This window comes from Mesobacillus subterraneus, from assembly GCF_023715485.1.
Taxonomy (GTDB): Bacteria; Bacillota; Bacilli; order Bacillales; family Cytobacillaceae; genus Mesobacillus; species Mesobacillus subterraneus_B.
The window spans coordinates 115,279-133,277 of the sequence record NZ_JAMBOF010000002.1 but is presented as its reverse complement, the minus strand read 5'-3'; the positions used below and the strand labels follow the sequence as shown (position 1 = coordinate 133,277).

14 protein-coding genes and 1 other annotated feature are annotated in these 17,999 nt (G+C 43.6%); of the genes, 9 read left to right on the top strand and 5 right to left on the bottom strand.

Translation table 11 applies throughout. The annotated features are described in order from the left end of the window. Window positions 1-24 precede the first annotated feature (24 nt). Window positions 25-486, top strand: a complete 462-nt coding sequence (locus M3204_RS03210) for a GNAT family N-acetyltransferase (protein ID WP_251478485.1) — start codon at window positions 25-27, stop codon at window positions 484-486. A gap of 237 nt (window positions 487-723) precedes the next feature. On the opposite strand, the gene M3204_RS03205 is transcribed toward M3204_RS03210, so the two are convergent. Together M3204_RS03205 and M3204_RS03200 are read right to left on the bottom strand one after the other, a co-directional pair. Next, window positions 724-2,478 carry a glycoside hydrolase family 66 protein gene (locus M3204_RS03205; RefSeq protein ID WP_251478483.1) on the bottom strand — a complete coding sequence of 585 codons (1,755 nt, stop codon included), beginning with the start codon at window positions 2,476-2,478 and terminating at the stop codon, window positions 724-726. Window positions 2,479-2,573: 95 nt separating this feature from the next. Next, window positions 2,574-5,126 (bottom strand): glycoside hydrolase family 31 protein, encoded by a 2,553-nt coding sequence (locus M3204_RS03200; protein WP_251478481.1) that lies wholly within the window; start codon window positions 5,124-5,126, stop codon window positions 2,574-2,576. 547 nt (window positions 5,127-5,673) lie between these two features. On the opposite strand from M3204_RS03200, the gene M3204_RS03195 reads away from it, so the two are divergent. Continuing rightward, window positions 5,674-6,219, top strand: a complete 546-nt coding sequence (locus tag M3204_RS03195; RefSeq protein WP_251478479.1) for a GNAT family N-acetyltransferase — start codon at window positions 5,674-5,676, stop codon at window positions 6,217-6,219. Window positions 6,220-6,573: 354 nt separating this feature from the next. Here M3204_RS03195 and brnQ read toward each other — a convergent pair whose 3' ends face one another. Beyond that, window positions 6,574-7,917: a branched-chain amino acid transport system II carrier protein gene (gene brnQ, locus M3204_RS03190; protein ID WP_251478477.1), complete on the bottom strand. Its 1,344-nt coding sequence runs from the start codon at window positions 7,915-7,917 to the stop codon at window positions 6,574-6,576. Between the two features lie 96 nt (window positions 7,918-8,013). Beyond that, window positions 8,014-8,249 (bottom strand) — a binding site (T-box leader). 161 nt (window positions 8,250-8,410) lie between these two features. On the opposite strand from brnQ, the gene M3204_RS03185 reads away from it, so the two are divergent. The 3 genes from M3204_RS03185 to M3204_RS03175 all read left to right on the top strand — a co-directional run bounded on the left by M3204_RS03185 (window position 8,411) and on the right by M3204_RS03175 (window position 9,945). Next, window positions 8,411-9,292, top strand: a complete 882-nt coding sequence (locus tag M3204_RS03185; RefSeq protein ID WP_251478474.1) for a selenium metabolism-associated LysR family transcriptional regulator — start codon at window positions 8,411-8,413, stop codon at window positions 9,290-9,292. A 106-nt stretch (window positions 9,293-9,398) separates the two neighbouring features. Next, the gene (locus M3204_RS03180; RefSeq protein ID WP_251478472.1) at window positions 9,399-9,671 is read left to right on the top strand and encodes a ubiquitin-like small modifier protein 1; all 273 of its coding nucleotides are present in this window, start codon (window positions 9,399-9,401) and stop codon (window positions 9,669-9,671) included. A 1-nt stretch (window position 9,672) separates the two neighbouring features. Continuing rightward, window positions 9,673-9,945, top strand: a complete 273-nt coding sequence (locus M3204_RS03175; RefSeq protein ID WP_251478470.1) for a hypothetical protein — start codon at window positions 9,673-9,675, stop codon at window positions 9,943-9,945. Window positions 9,946-10,296: 351 nt separating this feature from the next. Here M3204_RS03175 and M3204_RS03170 read toward each other — a convergent pair whose 3' ends face one another. Beyond that, entirely contained in the window at window positions 10,297-12,138 is a 1,842-nt protein-coding gene (locus M3204_RS03170) for an aldehyde ferredoxin oxidoreductase family protein (protein WP_251478468.1), read from the bottom strand. 151 nt (window positions 12,139-12,289) lie between these two features. Here M3204_RS03170 and M3204_RS03165 point away from each other — a divergent pair, with 151 nt between their 5' ends. The 3 genes from M3204_RS03165 (at window position 12,290) to M3204_RS03155 (ending at window position 15,421) form a co-directional block, all read left to right on the top strand. Continuing rightward, a complete protein-coding gene (locus M3204_RS03165) occupies window positions 12,290-13,318 on the top strand; it encodes a ThiF family adenylyltransferase (protein ID WP_251478465.1) in 1,029 nt (342 codons plus the stop codon). A 113-nt stretch (window positions 13,319-13,431) separates the two neighbouring features. Next, window positions 13,432-14,775: an FAD-binding oxidoreductase gene (locus M3204_RS03160; RefSeq protein WP_251479062.1), complete on the top strand. Its 1,344-nt coding sequence runs from the start codon at window positions 13,432-13,434 to the stop codon at window positions 14,773-14,775. Between the two features lie 382 nt (window positions 14,776-15,157). Further along, window positions 15,158-15,421 carry a hypothetical protein gene (locus tag M3204_RS03155; protein ID WP_251478463.1) on the top strand — a complete coding sequence of 88 codons (264 nt, stop codon included), beginning with the start codon at window positions 15,158-15,160 and terminating at the stop codon, window positions 15,419-15,421. A gap of 68 nt (window positions 15,422-15,489) precedes the next feature. On the opposite strand, the gene M3204_RS03150 is transcribed toward M3204_RS03155, so the two are convergent. Continuing rightward, window positions 15,490-16,509, bottom strand: a complete 1,020-nt coding sequence (locus M3204_RS03150) for a YeiH family protein (RefSeq protein ID WP_251478461.1) — start codon at window positions 16,507-16,509, stop codon at window positions 15,490-15,492. Window positions 16,510-16,694: 185 nt separating this feature from the next. Between M3204_RS03150 and M3204_RS03145 the strand changes: the two genes are divergently transcribed. After that, on the top strand, window positions 16,695-17,900 hold the full coding sequence (locus M3204_RS03145) for an MASE3 domain-containing protein (RefSeq protein WP_251478458.1): 1,206 nt from the start codon (window positions 16,695-16,697) through the stop codon (window positions 17,898-17,900). The last annotated feature ends 99 nt before the right edge of the window (window positions 17,901-17,999 follow it).

Sequence of the window (17,999 nt, the reverse complement as noted above, 5' to 3'; positions counted from 1 at the left end):
AAAAGAGTAAGGAGGAGAATCAGGATGGGGATTGTACAGCTTCAAAAAGAAGAGATCAAAGAAGCACTGGATCTAGTGTGGGCCGTATTCCAGAAATTCGACGCTCCGGATTACTCTGAACAAGGCATTGAAGAATTCCAAAAATTTTTATTTTTTCATTCTAACATTGAGCAATATAAAGATGGAAAAGTATCATTTTGGGGCTGGAAAGAGGATGAGGAACTGGCAGGAGTCATCGCGACGAAGGGAAAGAACCATATTAGCATGCTTTTTGTTAAAAAAGAATATCATCGGCAGGGTATTGCCAGAAGTTTGTTTAATGCAGTTGAGGAAGCATGTAAAAGTATCGATGGGATCAGTGAGATTACCGTTAATTCATCGCCATATGCAGTTGCTGTATATAACCGACTTGGTTTTATTCAAACAGACAATGAGCAAATTGTGAATGGCATTAGGTTTACGCCTATGTCCTATGTAATGAAATAAAAGCTATTTTAATATGCTTATAAAAAATCAGGCCCAGAGCAATTAACTCTGGGCGTTATTTAAAAGGAGAAAGGTATAAAATTAACTTCGGGAATTATCCAGCTCAACGCCTACCGGTCGGTTGCTTTGGTCCTGCCAATGAAGTCATGAAGCGACTACTGTCAGAACAGAAGCGATTGTCTGATCTGTCCAAGGTGCTTGCGCTTTTCTTAATTTGTTAAGATCTAGCTCTCATTCTTACTCAATGACCACCATATTCCAATACGTGAGGGAAGGAAGGGTGAAGCTAATTTCTCCTCCTTTTTGGTCAATATCCAGCGATACAGGTCTTCCGGATTGGATGTCTGGTGAAGCGAGCCAGACTGCTTTGACTGTCTGGGCTTCTTTATAGGTGAAGCGGAGGTCCTCTCTTGTGGCTGGTTTTGACTGTTTTCCCTCTGTGTCGCGCCATTCCATCGAATTTTCATCAAGGAAATTGATAGAGTGAAGGATTTTTTTATGATCTTTCTCTTTTGGTAGAACCCACAACTTGTTTTGCTGTGCCATATTAAATGACAAAGGGATGCCCTCTATTGAAGCTGCGCTGACATTCGATTCTTTTACCTGATCTCTTAAGAGGTTTTCGTAGGCGGTAAGAAAATCGTAGTAAGAAATCAGCTTTTTTTCCAGAGTCCCGGGCACATTCAATTGGTTATGCGGAAAATATTCCTTCGACAGCATGTGCTCGCCCAGCTCAAGGTGGGCACCGCCATTTGCAAAGATAACCGAATTCGCCAAGAGGATGCCAGGTTCGTTGAATTTTCCTGGCTTTTCGGAATGCCGATAATTCATATAGGCGGCAAGAACAGAGCTGCCACCGTCTGACAAAGAGGCATTCTCATCCAATATTCTTTTCAGGTCATTGTAAAATTTGTATTCATCCCACACCTCTGTATAAAGGAAAGCAGGAGAGGCTTGCGAAATGGATTTTTGACCGTATTGATTGACGGCATTCATGATGATTTCTTGATCAGGAAGATTGTCTTTTATTTTTGTCAAAAAAGGAGCAAAGCTATCGGCGATTGAGATGCGGTCTCCCCATTCATTAAAAACTTCGCCACGGTCACCCAATTGGTCAATATGCCAGCCATCAAACGGTAGATTTTTATAAACTGTCCGCTGCTGGTCAATGATATGATCCTGCCACCACGGATTAGTGAGATTCATGATATTAATATTGCTTTTCCATTGCTCAGGAAGGGGATGCTGGTCGATTTCCTTCAGTTCCCGGTCTTTGAAGAGATGCCATTCATGCGGCAATCCTCGGCTTTCAAAAGAACCATACAATAAATTATAGGCCATTGCTTCCATGTTCCGGTCGTGTGCCAAATCGATATATTGCTGGATGGTTTGAAGAGAAATATCCCGATTCGCTACATCCTGCCAGTCCGTGGCAGGGGTATCGCCGTCCATTTTCAAAGGCTGATGATGTTCAAAATGCCAATCGTAAAATTGCAAGCCATTAAGATGATATCGATTCAAAGAGGCAATGATATTTTCCACCTTTTCAGATGATTTCTCATTGAACTCCGACAGGAACCCATAACGAGGGAACCTGCTCCAATCACTTGAAACATCCACGGCGATTGTCTCGGTTTGGACTTTATTTCCGTCAGTCATTTTCACTTCAACCAGATATCCCTTAAAATCATCATCAGGCGGCTGCCAGGACCAGGAGTGTTTGTTTGTGATTGTTTCTGTTTTCAGTTTCTTATTTAAATGAAAATAGCTGACCTTAATTTTAGTAGGTTCAGCGTCTGTACTCAGGCTGAAAATAACTTTTTCACCAGGATTGTATCGGGATTTGTCTGACTGCAAATCGTTAAACAGACCAGCAACATTCCGCATGTCTTTCGCAGGGGACTGGTTCTGTGGAGCCGGCCGGTCGATCATCAGGAGTAATCCCCCGATCATAAGGAGGAAAAGAAGAGCCCATATACTCTTTAGATTCATAATAGGTTCACCAGCCTTTTTGAATAGCTAATCGTTGCCATAAAAGCAATAGAAGGGACTAATCAAACGTTTGATTAGTCCCTTTTTCTTATCTATTAAAATTTAACTTGAACTTTTTGACGTTCTTCCACTGGAATGTTTACGTAAAGAGTTTTCTTGCCAGCATCATAGAAGTAAGAACGCTTTGTTGCTGTCATGGCCTCCAAGGAAGCAGCCGCCTTATAAATGTTGTTAGCTGCCTGAACTTTCTTCGGTGCCTTTTCATTATTTAGCTTAAGTGTGAATTGCTTGATTGCTGAATCGAAGTTATCTGTTGACATAGATTTAGAGAATTCGATTTTGTTATGCTTTTTCGTGATATGGAAGTCCGTAACATCGAATTCGCCTTTCGTATGATCAAGGGATTTACCATCATCTTCATAGAAGCTATATGTTGCTTCATTTTTAAGGTAAGTGTCCAGTACTAGATTCGTAAGATCTTTTTCACCAGTATACTGCTGTACTTCACGAGTAGGAATGACAGAGTCCTTCTTCACAAAGATTGGCAGATGAGCAAGTGGAGCATCCACCTTGATTGTCTGACCGCCGTTATATTCTTTGCTTGTCCAGAAATCAACCCATGTTTCACCCTTAGGAAGGTAAACATTACGGCTAGTCTGCCCTTGAGTGACAACAGGTGCAAGCATCATTGAATCACCAAACATGAATTGATCGTTGATATTGTATGTGTTCTCATCTTCCTGGTAGTGGTAGACAAGCGGCTGCTGAACCGGCTTACCTGTTTCAGAAGAATCCTGGAACGCATTATATAGGTAAGGCAATAACTGATAACGCATTTCGATATATTTCTTAGAGATTTCTTCAACTTCTGGACCAAATGCCCAAGGCTCCTGGCCTTGTTTGATCTCAGATTTTGCATCACTATCATAATGGATACGTGAGAATGGCAGGAATGCACCAACTTGCATCCAGCGAGCGAATAATTCAGCGTCTGGGCGCTTAGCGAAACCGCCGATATCATTCCCTACGAATGAAACACCTGAAAGACCAATATTGGTGTTCATTGGGATCGACATTTGCAGGTGTTCCCAGTTGCTTACGCTGTCGCCAGTCCATAGAGCAGCATAGCGCTGTGTTCCGGCAAACATGTCACGAGTTAAAACAAATGGACGTTCATTTTGCTTATGCATAGCCCAAGCGTTGTAAGTTGCTTCAGCTTCATCATGTCCATATAGATTGTGGTACTCAGTATGCAATTTCTTATCATTTTCATAGCCGAAATAAGAATTCAAAGGCATTGTATGGTTGTATTCAGGGCCATCTAGGAATACAGCTGGCTCATTCATGTCATTCCATACGCCATCAATTCCAGCATCGAATAGTACGTCGTGATTTTTTGCCCACCAGTCGCGAACCTCTTTTTTAGAGAAGTCAGGGAAAGCGGAATCTCCAGGCCAAACTGGACCGATGAATGGAGTTCCATCAGCATTTTTCGCCCAGTAATCATTTTTTGTGCCTTCCTGGTACAGGCGGTAGTTTTCATCTTTTTTAACAGCTGGATCATTAATCGCTATTGCGTGGAATCCAGGCATTGATTTCAATTGTTTTAAAGCTTGCTTATACTTTTCGCTCCATGTAAAGACACGATAGCCATCCATATAGTCAATATCAAAGTGCATTGTATCTAAAGGGATTTTCTTTTCACGGTATGTTTTCGCAACATTCACGATTTCGTCTGCTTGATATTCCCATTTACTTTGGTGCAGACCCAGTGTCCATTCTGCTGGCAGGTCCATTTTACCTGTTAACTCTGTATAAATATCTAATACATCAGAAATCTCAGGTCCGTTCATAAAGTAGTATGTCAGCGGGCCGCCATTTGCATAGAAGTAATAGTAATCATCTGACTCGCTCGCCATTTCATAGTATGAGCGGTATGAGTTATCAAAAAGAATTCCGTAAGCTTTTTTATCCTTCAATCCCATGAAGAAAGGAATAGAAGTGTAAACATACTTTGTATCTTTGTTATATGAATAAGCGTCCGTGTTCCACATTCCGATGCTTTCGCCGCGCTGGTTAAAGTTCAAGCCAGCCTGCTCGCCGAAACCATAGAAGTTTTCGCCTTTTTCCGTTTTCTTGAAAACATAAGGCTTGCCGTTTTCATAACCGGAACCAGCTCCGTTTTGCAGGTAATCTTCGTTAATCACGTTGCCTTGCTTGTCTAAAAACTTAACACCAAATGGTGCTTTGCTGATTTTGATTGTTAGTTCATCAGTAGAAATAGTGTATTCCTTTTTACCATCCTGTGTACTGAATCTAGGAGTCTTCCAATCTTGCCTTTTGATGGCTGGGGAATACTCTTCCTTCTGTCCATCTTTCTGTCCATCTTTTAAGATCGATACTTTTACTAGGTCCTTTGAAAAAATACGGATAAATGCATTGTAATCTCCTAAATCAAATTGAACACCGTTGTCCAATTTTTTGATGCTTTGAGCTGAAAGCTTTTGCAGATTGTCCTTATTTAAAGGAGTATCTGCTTCTGGCTGTGTAACAGCTGCAAAGGCAGACGTTAAGTTAGCTGAAAGTGCAAGCATTATAACTGTGCTTATAATGACGAACACTCTGAGCGTGCTATTCATAGGTCTCATGTTAACAACTCTCCATTCAATTTTTTTCACCTCTCTGACTTTAGTGACTTAGCGTAGCGTCAACACCTGTATATACTAGTTAAGGCATACAGTCAAAAGTCCCAGATGTCTTATGCTTACAACAATGGAAACGATACCTCCGATTAATGGAAGCGATTGACATAGAAATCAAAATTGGTTCTTAAGTAATCGGTTGTAAAAAAAGAAATTTAAACTAAGACTTTTGAATTAGTTATTGTAATATAGTGAAAAGTTTTCGTGGTTAAATGTGTATTAACTGGGTAAAATTCGTTTTGAATTGAATTTATATGGAAATTTACCGGGTAACTGAGATGGATGAAATGCAGGAGAAATGATTTTGTAATATATCAATATGTTTTATCCTATTGTTCAAGTAATAAATTTCACGTGATGCAATATTGCCAAAATTAAAACAGCAACTTAAGATAGAGATATCAAACATAAAGGGGATAGAATATTGCGTACATATAACTTGGCTTTTTCAGATGTAGAGGTGAATTTAATAATAGAATAGGAGATTAATAAAATGACAGTAAATCTTTTTCGCGGAAAATTATTGAAGCTTACAGCAAAAAGGGACGGAGATACCGAAATCATCGCTGCGTGGGATGAGGATCCTGATTACCTTCGGAATGTAGATACAGACATTGCTCGGCCAAGACCGCAGCAGAGTTTTGAAGATGAGGGTGAACCAAGTCCGAATAGCTTCTATTTCCGCTTAAGGACGATTGAGGATGACAGGCTGATCGGCTTTGTCGTCATCCACAGCATCGAGTGGAACAACAGGGCTGGAATGCTGGCCATCGGGATTGGCGAAGCGAAAGACAGGGGCAAGGGATATGGGTCGGATGCCCTGAAGCTAATTCTGCGTTATGCTTTCCATGAACTAAATTTAAACCGGGTAGGACTTGACGTTATTGAATATAATGAAGGAGCCATCCGGGCTTATCAAAAAGCAGGCTTCCAGATCGAAGGAAGGATGAGGCAGGCCGTGCACCGGGATGGGAAAATCCATGACCGGATCGCAATGGGCATCTTGCGTCCAGAATGGGAAGCGTTGAATAATCAATAACCTCACCATTAAAAAAAGCTGTGCAGAGAATTTCTCCGCACAGCTTTTTCATTGTATAGGAATTTCTAAAATTGTTTAGTTGTGGTTAACTACATGTAATATTCTTAATCCAGCTCCAGCGCCTAGCCCCTCGAGTCGCTTGTCTAGCTGCGGCTCCTAACTCCTCGAGACGCTTCGGTCCTGCCAATGAAGTCAAAGAACGACTTCACTGTCAGGCCCTCCAGCGCTTGTCGGAGTTGGACAGTCGCCTATACTTTTCGATTTCGGTTCGCTCAGGTGAAGTCAAAGAACGACTTCACCGGTCGGCCCTCCAGCGCTTGTCGGGGCTGAACGAGGCGCTTGCGCTTTTTGTTTTTATTCTGAAGCCGGCTTTAGATTTTTTTTGCCATCTTTCGATAAAATCAGCTTATCAAATGCCCATCCGGCCAGACCGCCAACCAAAGCAGGCAGGACCCAGCCAAGTCCTTCAGCGGAGAGCGGAAGCGATTTTAGTAAAGAAGCAAGGGCATCCGATTCAATTCCAAATGTCTTCAATCCGTCTATCACACTGACCATCGCTGCTGCAAAGACAGCCCCGACATATACCCCGCGTGATCCATTGAAGAAACGGTCAAGGAAGGATAAGACGACAAGAACGATGGTGATGGGATACAGAACGATCAATACCGGTACTGAAATAGAGATGATCTGGTTAAGGCCCAGGTTTGCAATCAACAAGCTCACCAATGTAACTGCCAGTGTAAAGGTTTTATAGGAAACCTTAGGCATCATTTTTGCAAAGAACTGGCTCGTGGCAGCTACAAGACCGACTGCCGTTGTAAAGCATGCCAACGTTACAATAAGTCCGAGCAGCAGCATTCCCAGATCACCAAACATCATTTTCGCAGCTTCCGTCAAAATAGTTCCGCCATTATCATATGTGCCGTATGAAGCCATTTTAGCTCCAAGCAGCCCTACAGTAATATAAACAAAAGCCAGGCCAATACCAGCGATCAAGCCGGCTTTCAATGTTTCCCTGACAACCTGCTTGCGTTCAAGCGTTTTTTTCTGCTGGACTGCTCCAACTACGATGATTCCAAATGCCAAGGCTGCAATTGTATCCATTGTCAGATATCCTTCTAGGAATCCGGAGGCGAATGGAGCAACGGCATACTTTTCTGAGACCTCTCCAAACGATCCGTCAAGCTTGAAAATACTTCCCAGAACCAGCAGGACGATGGCAACAAGCAAAACAGGCGTCAAGATGCTGCCAATCCGTTCAACCATTTTTGAAGGATTTAATGTAACCCAATATACAAGTGCGAAAAATACGACTGTAAAAATCAGAAGGGCCATTGGATGAGACCCTGACTCAGCCATGAATGGCTTGACTGACATTTCAAAAGCGACATTGGCACTTCTCGGGATCCCGAAGAATGGCCCTATCGATAAATAGACAGCTGCGCTGAAAACAACTGCAAACAAAGGATGAACCCGTGAGCCGATTTCCTGGATGCCATCCTTAGCCATCGAAATGACAACCACGGTCAACAGAGGCAGCCCTACACCTGTCACTACGAAACCAAGCATTGCCGGCCAAAAATTAGCTCCAGCTTCTTGTCCTAAAAAAGGAGGGAAAATTAAATTTCCTGCCCCAAAAAATAATGCAAATAACATTAGACCGATTGTCAGTGTTTCTTTTCCTCTTAAGCTTCCCATCCTTTTCTCCTCCTAATATAATGTTTTGGCACTGAGAGTATAGGAAATTCGGAACGGAATGTTATGGCTTGAAAAATAAAAAAACTCGTCCCTATAAGTAGGGACGAGTTATGCTCGCGTTACCACCCTGATTCCGCAAAAACATGCGGCTCTCATCAACGTACCATCATACGTGTTCCATTTAACGGCGGACAAGCCGGCAAAAGCTTACTGGATTCAGCTTTGCATCTCGGAGATGATGTTCTTCTACAACCTGAACACCGGCTTGCAGCATAGCACCGGCTCTCTGTGGATCAGTTTTATAAAAGACGTGTTCTCTTCATCGATTTTATTATTCTGAAATCATTTACAAGAACTATATTAATATTCAGATAATAATATGTCAATACTAATTAACCTGTTAATTTTTACTTTATTAAATATCTTTCCCCAAAAAGGATATTCCGTATTAAAATTGAAATAGATAAGTCGGAACTAAGATGGAGTCATTACTATGAATCTTAAGAAGCTCGAAGCGTTCATAATGGTTGTTGAAAAAAATAGTTTCTCTGAAGCAGCAGCTGCGCTGAAAAGTTCTCAGCCAACAGTCAGCCTCAAGATCAAGAGCCTTGAAGAAGACCTCGGATTCGAGCTGCTTGACAGAGGCGTGTCAGGAATCCGTCCCACACCCGCGGGCATGCTTGTGTATACGGCTGCGAAGGACATAGCAAACCGATGGAGAATACTCGAAGACGAACTTGGGGAATTCCAGGGCACCTTGACTGGTACTTTGACAATCGGAGCCAGCACGATTCCCGGGACCTATCTGCTTCCAGGGTGGGTCAAGAAATTCCGCAGCCTCTATCCGAAGGTAGAAGTCAGGATTGAAATAGGTGATTCAAAGAAAGTGCTGAATAAACTGCAGAACCACCAGGTGGATGTAGGCATCATTGGAATGGAAATCGAATCGAAGCAAATCAAATGCAAGCCAATCGCCTCGGACTCTCTCGTTTTGATTGCGCCAAACGGCCACCCATTGCTCCATGCGCCACGACCGGATTTTGCCCAGGTGCAACAGTTTGAATTTGTGCTGAGGGAAGAGGGATCTGGGACTAGAAAGATGATGGAGGACTATCTCACTGAAAAAGGATTTTCGGTTGAAGATTTGAAAACAGCTGTTTCAATCGGAAGCACTGAATCAGTGATTGCTGCAGTTGAGGCAGGACTTGGTATTAGCTTTATTTCAAAACTAGCCGCATTGCCGGCAGCTAAGGCAGGCCGCGTCCAGATCATTGATAGTTTTGAACCGTATCAAAGAGACTTTTATTTGGCTGTTCTAGCCGATGCCGAAAATCGATCCATCATAAAGCAGTTTGCTGGAATAATGACTTCGTGATGTAGTCCAGCTGGTGCACATTTTCAAAGTGATTATGATAGAAAGAGCTAATGACATTTTTCAATTTTCATTTTATTATTAAGTTAAGAAGAAAGGGGCGGTATGGATGCAAGTTAAGGTGTTTGCCAACCTCAGGCAAATTTGCGGAGGCGTGACGGTCGAAGTCAAGCCTGATGGTGATCGGGTAGTCGATGTGCTCGACAAAATGATCGAAATGTTCCCGGACTTGGACGAGGAGATTTTTACAGAAGAAAAGCAGCTAAAGCCGTTTGTCCATGTTTATATAAATGGCCGGAACATCGTCCATGATCAAGACCTTGAAACTTTTGTAAAAGAAAGCGACCAGTTTGCGCTGTTCCCTCCGGTTGCCGGTGGCTGATATGGTTGATAGTATACTGGAATTTCGCGGGATCAACAGGGAACATCTTGGCATGTATTTTGAAGAACTGGGCGGCAGGCTCGTTTCCGACTCCTTCCCGTTTGTGTATGAAGCAGACAGCTGGAGAGCAGAAATTTTAAGCGAGGATGAACTGGCTTTTACGAAAACGTTCATCGTTAATGCCGTACATATACGGTTTGCCGCGGAAAGCCTGGAAGATCTCGAGCAGCTGATTAAGAATTACCGTTATAAAACAACCCGGGTCGGCGGGTAGCGGAGGTTTCGGCAGCTGATTGCCGGGACCTTTATTTTTTGCTGAAGACCGATTATTTTCAGGTGAAAACCGAGGATGCTGCTGCTGGGTATCGCTTATTGAGTGCTTATCACTCTAATAGGAATGCAGATTTACACCTCAAAGGAGACCACTTTCGAAGATATCGACCACATTTTGATTTTATTGGCGAATTTTAAAATTTATCGACCACATTTTAAGATTTATCGACCACATTTTGAATTATATCAGCGGATTTTTAAATATATCGACCACATTTCCGATTATATCGACCAAGTCGATTTTTCCACATGAAAAACCAGGCTGAAATCAGCCTGGTCTCCTGCGAAAATATTAAACTTCTTCAGTAGCTGGAGTTGTTGCTTCGCCAATGATGCCTAGTTCGCGAAGTTTTTCTTCTGTAACAACGCCGTCTTTCCAGCCTCGGACATTATAGTAGTCTTCAAGCATGATATCCATGCGGCTTACCATGCCAGCGCTGTTTCCAGATGCTGCTTCTTCAGTGAAGCGTTTAGGGAGGAAATCATCCTCACGCTTGTTGAAGCCAGCTAGGTTGTTGTAGTAGCGCTCAAGGTTGTAGATTCTTTCACCTGCAAGCATGACATCCTCAGCCGTCATCGGAATGCCAGTCATTGTGCTGTATTGCTCAGCATAGTGCTCTGCATTCTCAGAGAAAGAAGAGAACTTACAGATATTCATAGAGTCAGAGAAAGAAAGCAGGTTCTGGAATACATTCAGAAGCTCAGCTTTGCCCTCTGCTACTGTACGGTCAGTTGGTTCAGGAATTCCAGCGATCTCAGATGCGATTGTGTAGCCGCGTAGGTGGCAGGCACCACGGTTACTTGTCGCATAGCCAAGGCCGATCCCCTGGATTCCGCGTGGGTCATAAGCCGGGATGGACTGGCCTTTAACTGACATTGAAAGTTCAGGAACGCCCCATGCAGCAGTTGCGCGTGCAGGACCTTCAGCAAGGATGCCGCCGAAGCCTTCACGGAACGCGATTTTGCGAGCGATTTCGATCATGCCGTCAGCGTCGCCCCAGTCAAGCTTCTCGTCAACGATGCCTTTTTCATAGGCTTCCATTGTGACGGAGATTGCGTGTCCAAGCTCGATTGTATCCATACCGTACTCGTTACAGATATCGATTAAGTATGCGATTGCTTCAGAGTCGCTCAATCCGCTGTTCGCACCAAGTGCCCATGCTGATTCAAACTCAAAGCTCTCAACGCGAGTCTTATATTTTCCTTCTTTAACTTCAACTTCAATCTTACAGCCAACCGGGCAAGCGTGGCATGTATTGTTCGCAACAAGCAAATGCTCGTTTACATACTCGCCGGAGTGCTTTTCAGCCTCATCCCAGTGTGTTAATTGAGAGTTCCTCGTTGGAAGCGCTCCCACTTCATTGATCAAGTTAGTAAGGACGTTTGTTCCGTATACGGATAATCCGCCTTTGTTAGGAGCAGTCAAACCGCCTTCAAGAATGGCTTTAACGGCCTTTTTGTTAGCTTGAGTGTACTCATCCTTCTGTGCAGGTTCAGGCATATTGCCCTTTTGCGCAGCTTTGATGACGATTGCCTTCAGCTTTTTGTAGCCAGCGACCGCACCAGTACCCCCGCGTCCAGCAGCACGGTCATGCTCGTTCATGAAACCAGCAAAACGTACGCCGTTTTCGCCTGCCTGGCCGATTGTCATAACGCTAAGGTTATCTTCGCCATGAGCATCTTTCAATGCCAGGACAGTCGCGCGTGTGCTCAATCCCCATAAAGCAGAAGCATCACGAAGCTCGGCTTGGCCATTTTCGATGTAAAGGTAAACAGGCTTGTCGCTCTTACCTTTGAAAATGACATTGTCGATGCCAGCCCATTTTAAACGAGCAGCAGTCCAGCCGCCCATGTGAGAGTCAGTAACCGTCCCAGTCAATGGAGACTTTGTTACGACTGCAAGACGTCCGCTCATAGAAGAACGTGATCCTGTAACAGGCCCTGTCATGATACATAGGATGTTTTCTTCAGATAGAGGCTCAACCTCTGGTCCGTTATCCAAAACGTATTTAACACCAAGACCGCGTCCGCCGACATACTTTCTTACATCATCTTCGTTGATGCCGCGGTAATCAACCGAACCATTCGTCAAATCAACTAAAACTTCCTTGTTTTTAAATCCCCCAAGATTCATCTTAACTAATCCACCTCTTTCAAACTTTATTATTAATATATAATTAGCCAAGAGGGTATAGAATTCCTCTTAATATTAAGTATAGTGAAAATATTTTATAAAAAAAAGCTTTATTTATAGATATAATCGATTTAGAAGCGAGGGGATTTTCATGACAGAAATGGAGCGTTATTCGCGGCAAATATTATTTCAGCAGATTGGCAGTGAAGGTCAGGAGAAACTTTTAAAAAGTTCTGCGGTTATTGTCGGAATGGGAGCACTCGGTACGGTAATATCAAACCATTTGGTCCGTTCAGGCGTGGGACATGTTCGGATCATTGACAGGGACTTGGTAGAATTGTCCAATCTGCAGCGCCAGACTCTTTATGATGAAGACGATGCTCGTGAAGGTCTGCCAAAGGTGATTGCTGCAGAAAAAAAACTGAAGAAAATCAATTCCGGGGTAAAAGTAGAACCGATCATTGCCGATCTGACTCTGGATAATGCGGAAGATTTACTATCAGGGTTTGACGTAATCGTCGACGGAACAGATAATTTCATGGCCCGCTATTTAATCAATGATGTCGCAGTCAAACACGGCATTCCGTGGGTTTATGGCGGTGCGGTCAGCTCGAGGGGAATGTTCGCTGTGATCAAGCCAGGTGAGACCCCGTGCTATCGCTGTCTGTTCCCGTCAGTGCCAGCAGGCTTGGGAGATACGTGCGACAGCATAGGCGTCCTTTCTCCGATTACGGATATTATCGGGTCCTTCGAGGCTGTCGAAGCACTCAAGCTTCTTGTTGGAGCAGAGTCGAATCCGAATCTTGAACAAATGGATATTTGGTACAATTCATTTTTGCAAATGGATGTAAGCCAGGGCCGCAATCCTGAATGCCCAGCCTGTGTCCAGCACCATTACGAGTTTTTGGACAGGTCATCAGACCAGCAAATAAACTATGCATCATTATGCGGCAGGAATACAATCCAAATCAACCCGCGTCAAAAATCAAAAACGGATTTGGAGAAACTCGCCGGCCGATTGAAAAATAACGGCCAGGTGAAGGGCAATCCATTTTTGCTGCGCTTCATGCCTGACGAAGAAATTACGATGGTAATCTTCCATGACGGAAGGGTTTTGGTCCACGGCACGAATGATACCGTGAAGGCGAAATCCTATTATGCGAAGTACCTTGGTTCCTGAACAAATGGGATCCACTTACAATATACAAAACTGACAACGTGTTACGCGTTGCTGACCATCGATCATTCCATAAAAAAGGGGAGAGGGAATTGGCAGACTATATTAAGGAGTTAATGAACATCATTGGCGACGACCTTGTTACAGTAAATGAAACGATACTTGAGCTTCACGGCAGGGATGAATCCTATCATGAACCAAAGCTGCCTGACGCCGTTGTGTTTCCGCAGAATAAAGAGGATGTCAGCAAGGTGCTTGAATTTGCGAATGAACGGAAGATTCCTGTCATTCCATTCGGATTGGGAACGAGCCTTGAAGGCCATGTCATTCCTGTAAATGGCGGAATTTCCATGGACCTTTCACAGATGAATGCGATTTTGGAAGTGAAGGAAAGTGATTTTCTTGTAAAGGTCCAGCCAGGCGTCACAAGGTCGGTGCTGAACAAGGAACTGAAGAAATATGGTTTGTTTTTTACCGTCGACCCTGGAGCCGATGCGACTCTTGGCGGGATGGCCGCCACGAATGCGAGCGGCACGACCTCTGTCAGGTACGGCATCATGCGTGATCAGGTAAGAGATCTCGAAGTCGTCCTCGCTGGCGGTGACATCATCCATACAGGAAGCCTGGCTGCCAAGTCTTCATCAGGCATCCACCTGAACGGCATGTTTGTCGGATCGGAAGGGACGCTTGGCGTCATTACCGAACTCACCTTGAAGGTGTACGGCATTCCTGAAGCGATTACCGCTGCAAGAGCTGTTTTTCCTACTGTAAAAAATGCAGTCGATGCGGTGGTTGCAATTTTAGCAGGCGGTATTCCCGTAGCGCGGATTGAGTTTGTTGATGCTGAATCGGTTAAAAAAGTGAATGAATATATGGAAACACAGTACGAAGAAAGCACGACGCTTTTCATGGAATTCCACGGAAATGAAGCGGGCCTTGCCCAGGATATTGAGTTTGCCAGTGAAATTGTCGGGGACCATGGCTGTACCAACTTTCAATTTGAAGCTGATTCCAAAGCGCGCAACCAGCTTTGGGAGGCAAGGCATAATCTTTTGTATGCCTATAAACACACCGCCGGCAAGAAAAGCATTATGCTGACAGATGTCAGCGTGCCCGTTTCTGAATTGACCGGCGCCATTCTGCACACCCGTGAATTAATTGATGCATCATCCATTGAGGGCTCGATTGTAGGACATGTCGGTGACGGCAACTATCACGTCTTGCTGCTGATGGATATGCAAAACCCAGATGAAGTAAAAGATGGCGAATGTATTAATGAAGAAATCGTCCACTATGCCCTTAAAAGAGGCGGAACCTGTACCGGCGAGCATGGAGTGGGCCTCGGGAAAGCGAAATATCAGCGCCTGGAGCATGGTGCAGCCTACGATGTCATGAAAAGCATCAAGAAAACACTCGATCCGAACGGAATCCTGAACCCAGGAAAGATTTTCATAGACTAATAGAGGTAAAGCGGCCATGTGCCGCTTTATTTTTTTGTATTTGGAGTATACCAGTTTAAAAATCAACGGAATAACCATTTTTCACAACGAAACCTACTACAATCACACCGTCTTTCGCTGTAATCACTCTGTCTTTCGTCTAATCACTACGATTTTTACAATAATCACTACGATTTAAACAATAATCACTACGATTTAAACAATAATCACTACGTTTTTGACAATAATCACTACGATTTAAGCCGTAATCACTACTTTTTCCAATTCAGAACCATTTTTACTAATTCAGTACCATGTGGATATATTTATTCATTTCTAGTTTAAAACGTTATAATTGAGTCAATTTAATAGAGTGACAGTTTGTTAGCGAGGAGCATGTGAAATGAATGATGAATTGATCTTGCATGATTTGGCGGAGCAGCAGCAATTCATGTCGGTCCGGAATAAAATCGAAAATGATACTTATACGGACGAGGACTTTATTCTATTGCTTGATTTGCTTAAAGAGCATACGGATAAAATGGACTTCATCCAAACGAAGAAGCTTTGCGAATTTGTTCAGTATTTATATAAAATCGAACGGGAAGAGCGTCTTCCGAATGATCTTGTGGAGATCGTCAATGGTATGTTCTATAAGCAGCATTAAAACAGTAAAAGCAGCCGACTCTGGTTGCTTTTACTGTTTTCGCACAGTTTAAGATACAAAAAGAGCTTTTATAAAAGAACAATAACCAACATATAGCCAAATATTGCAAGGAGCACAGATCCCGCCAGCCCTGCTGACAGCGCCTTGCCGCCCATTTGCCTGAATGATTTAAAATCGACACTCATCCCGAGTCCGGCCATGGCCATGCCGATCAGCAAGTAGGCGAGACTGACAATTGTGGTTGCAGCTGATCCGCTTACAATCCCGGTCGTATTGAATGCGCTGACCGCAAGGAAGCCGAGGATGAACCACGGGATAGGGAGCGTGGAAAAAGTCAGTTTTTCCCCGGCGGATCCAGTTTCTTTCCGCTTAAGGTAAAAGCCAATCAGAATGGCTACCGGAACAAGTAAAGCGACCCTGGTCAATTTTACGATGATGGCCAAGTCCAGGGCAGCCTGCCCGGCCGGATCGGCAGCAGCGACCACATGGGCGATTTCATGTAAAGTGCCGCCCGATAAAACGCCATATTCGAGCGCATTCAACCCAAGATAAGAGAATATCAGCGTATAAACGATTGTGAAAATCGTGCCGAGCACAGCTACGTTGGCAGCGCCGACTGCTGTTTCTTTTTCATCTGCCTTGATTACCGGTGCGATCGCGACGACTGCGGCTGCACCGCAAATCGCTGTCCCGCAAGCTGTCAGGATGCCAAGCCTTTTCTCCACTTTGAAAACCCTGCTTAGTCCATACACAACCAATAAGGCAAATGTCAAATTAGCGAAGGCAATCAAGAATACGGTCGACCCTGCATTGTAAATGTCATATAGATTCAGCCTGAACCCGAGCAGAATGATGCCGAGCCGCAGCAATTTTTTGCTGGAATATGAAGCTCCCTCCATCAGACCGCTGTTCACTCCGGCAATTGCCCGCCAAACCATACCCAGCATGATGGCGATGACGAGCTGGCCCATGATCGAAAAAAATGGCAGGCCTGCTATGAATCTAGCGGCAAGGGCCAAGGCCAATGTCAATAAAATGCCTTTCATGACAGGAAGGGTAAAACGGGGCAGAAAGTCATTCATTTTCATTACTACACGTCCTTTTAATCTAGCTAACTACCACTTTACCGAATAAAAGAAAAATAGCAAAACCCCAATTAGTATTCCTGCCAAATTGTCAATTTTCACAAAACTGATATATGTACCTTACGCTGCAGCCCTGCTGCGTGCTTATAATTTAAAGTAACCATATCTTTCAGAAGCAGGTGAGCAAAATGGAGAAGAGCATGTCTGAGAGAAGATTTCTTGTGTACATTGTATCGGCAGTATTGCTGCTAATGCTGATTCATCTCTATCATTCAAACCTTTCAACTTATCTCAATCCAGAAAACTATATCGCAATCCATACGATTCTTGAGTTTTTCAGCATAGCTGTTTCATTTTCGATTTTTTCATACGGGTGGAAATCGTTTAATTTTTCGAGGTCGCGCAAAATTCTCTTGCTGTCATTTTTATTTTTCATCGTCGGGATGCTGGATTTATTGCATACTCTGTCTTTTAAGGGAATGCCATTTTTCATAACCGAAAGTTCAATTGCCAAAGCTACATGGTTCTGGATTTCCGCGCGCATCATTGAGTCTTTGATGATGGTGATTGTCCTTATAATTCCAGACAGGCAACTGAAGCTGGATCCAAGGCGGGCATGCCTTGTTTTATGCGCTGTGGTCATCGGGTCTATTTCGTTTATCGTATTTAAGTATGAACAAAGCTTGCCGCTTCTCGTAATTGAAGGGGAAGGTACGACAATTTTAAAAAATCTCTTTGAGTACAGTGTAAGCTTCCTGCATTTTATCTCCATTGTCATCTCGCTTTATTTTTATAATGAAGGCAAAAATGGGCAGCATCTATACATCGCCCTGGCATTTACATTTTTATTTTTGTCCGGGCTCATTTTTACCATATATCAAAGCGTTTATGACATCGACAATTTCACCGGGCATATTTTCAAAGCGCTTGGGTACTTTTTCATCATGAAAGGTTTTTATTTCTCGACGATTGCAGATGACAGCTTCCTGAAGGACCCGCAAGAAAAAATCTGGCGCCAGACAGAGGAGATGATCCAGACGCACTATGGAATCATCTTTAAACTGACTAAACAGGGGAATGATTTTATCCATCAGATCATTGGAGGTGCGCTGCTGGACGACCTGGGCTTCACGCCGAATGAAGTGAATGGCAAAACTCTCGTAGAATTTCTGCCGGGAAAAGCTGCGAGAATTGAAAAATATTATGAATGTGTCTGGAACAATAATGAAAAAATTGTCTTCGACATTGAGATTGGCGGTAATACGTATGCCATTTCACTTATGCCAGTCATGAACAATGGCGAGGTGGTTGAAATCGCCGGCGCGGTGATGGGAATTGTAAAATCTTCACGTTTGGACCGGTGTTCAAGGAATGCAAAGGCAAGCGCCCAATAGAACTACGACAGAACCTGCGGTTGCCGCAGGTTTTTTATATTACGGTGACTGTATTCATTTTGAAGAGGCTCAAAGGAATTTTATATAAAGAATCGAATA

Coding starts and splice junctions, on each gene's coding strand:
- M3204_RS03185 (WP_251478474.1), top strand. CDS start 8,411: ATGAATCTTAAGAAGCTCGAAGCGTTCATAATGGTTGTTGAAAAAAAT.
- M3204_RS03175 (WP_251478470.1), top strand. CDS start 9,673: ATGGTTGATAGTATACTGGAATTTCGCGGGATCAACAGGGAACATCTT.
- M3204_RS03200 (WP_251478481.1), bottom strand. CDS start 5,126: ATGAGACCTATGAATAGCACGCTCAGAGTGTTCGTCATTATAAGCACA.
- M3204_RS03205 (WP_251478483.1), bottom strand. CDS start 2,478: ATGAATCTAAAGAGTATATGGGCTCTTCTTTTCCTCCTTATGATCGGG.
- M3204_RS03150 (WP_251478461.1), bottom strand. CDS start 16,509: ATGAAAATGAATGACTTTCTGCCCCGTTTTACCCTTCCTGTCATGAAA.
- M3204_RS03195 (WP_251478479.1), top strand. CDS start 5,674: ATGACAGTAAATCTTTTTCGCGGAAAATTATTGAAGCTTACAGCAAAA.
- M3204_RS03210 (WP_251478485.1), top strand. CDS start 25: ATGGGGATTGTACAGCTTCAAAAAGAAGAGATCAAAGAAGCACTGGAT.
- M3204_RS03145 (WP_251478458.1), top strand. CDS start 16,695: ATGGAGAAGAGCATGTCTGAGAGAAGATTTCTTGTGTACATTGTATCG.
- M3204_RS03165 (WP_251478465.1), top strand. CDS start 12,290: ATGACAGAAATGGAGCGTTATTCGCGGCAAATATTATTTCAGCAGATT.
- brnQ (WP_251478477.1), bottom strand. CDS start 7,917: ATGGGAAGCTTAAGAGGAAAAGAAACACTGACAATCGGTCTAATGTTA.
- M3204_RS03160 (WP_251479062.1), top strand. CDS start 13,432: ATGAACATCATTGGCGACGACCTTGTTACAGTAAATGAAACGATACTT.
- M3204_RS03155 (WP_251478463.1), top strand. CDS start 15,158: ATGAATGATGAATTGATCTTGCATGATTTGGCGGAGCAGCAGCAATTC.
- M3204_RS03170 (WP_251478468.1), bottom strand. CDS start 12,138: ATGAATCTTGGGGGATTTAAAAACAAGGAAGTTTTAGTTGATTTGACG.
- M3204_RS03180 (WP_251478472.1), top strand. CDS start 9,399: ATGCAAGTTAAGGTGTTTGCCAACCTCAGGCAAATTTGCGGAGGCGTG.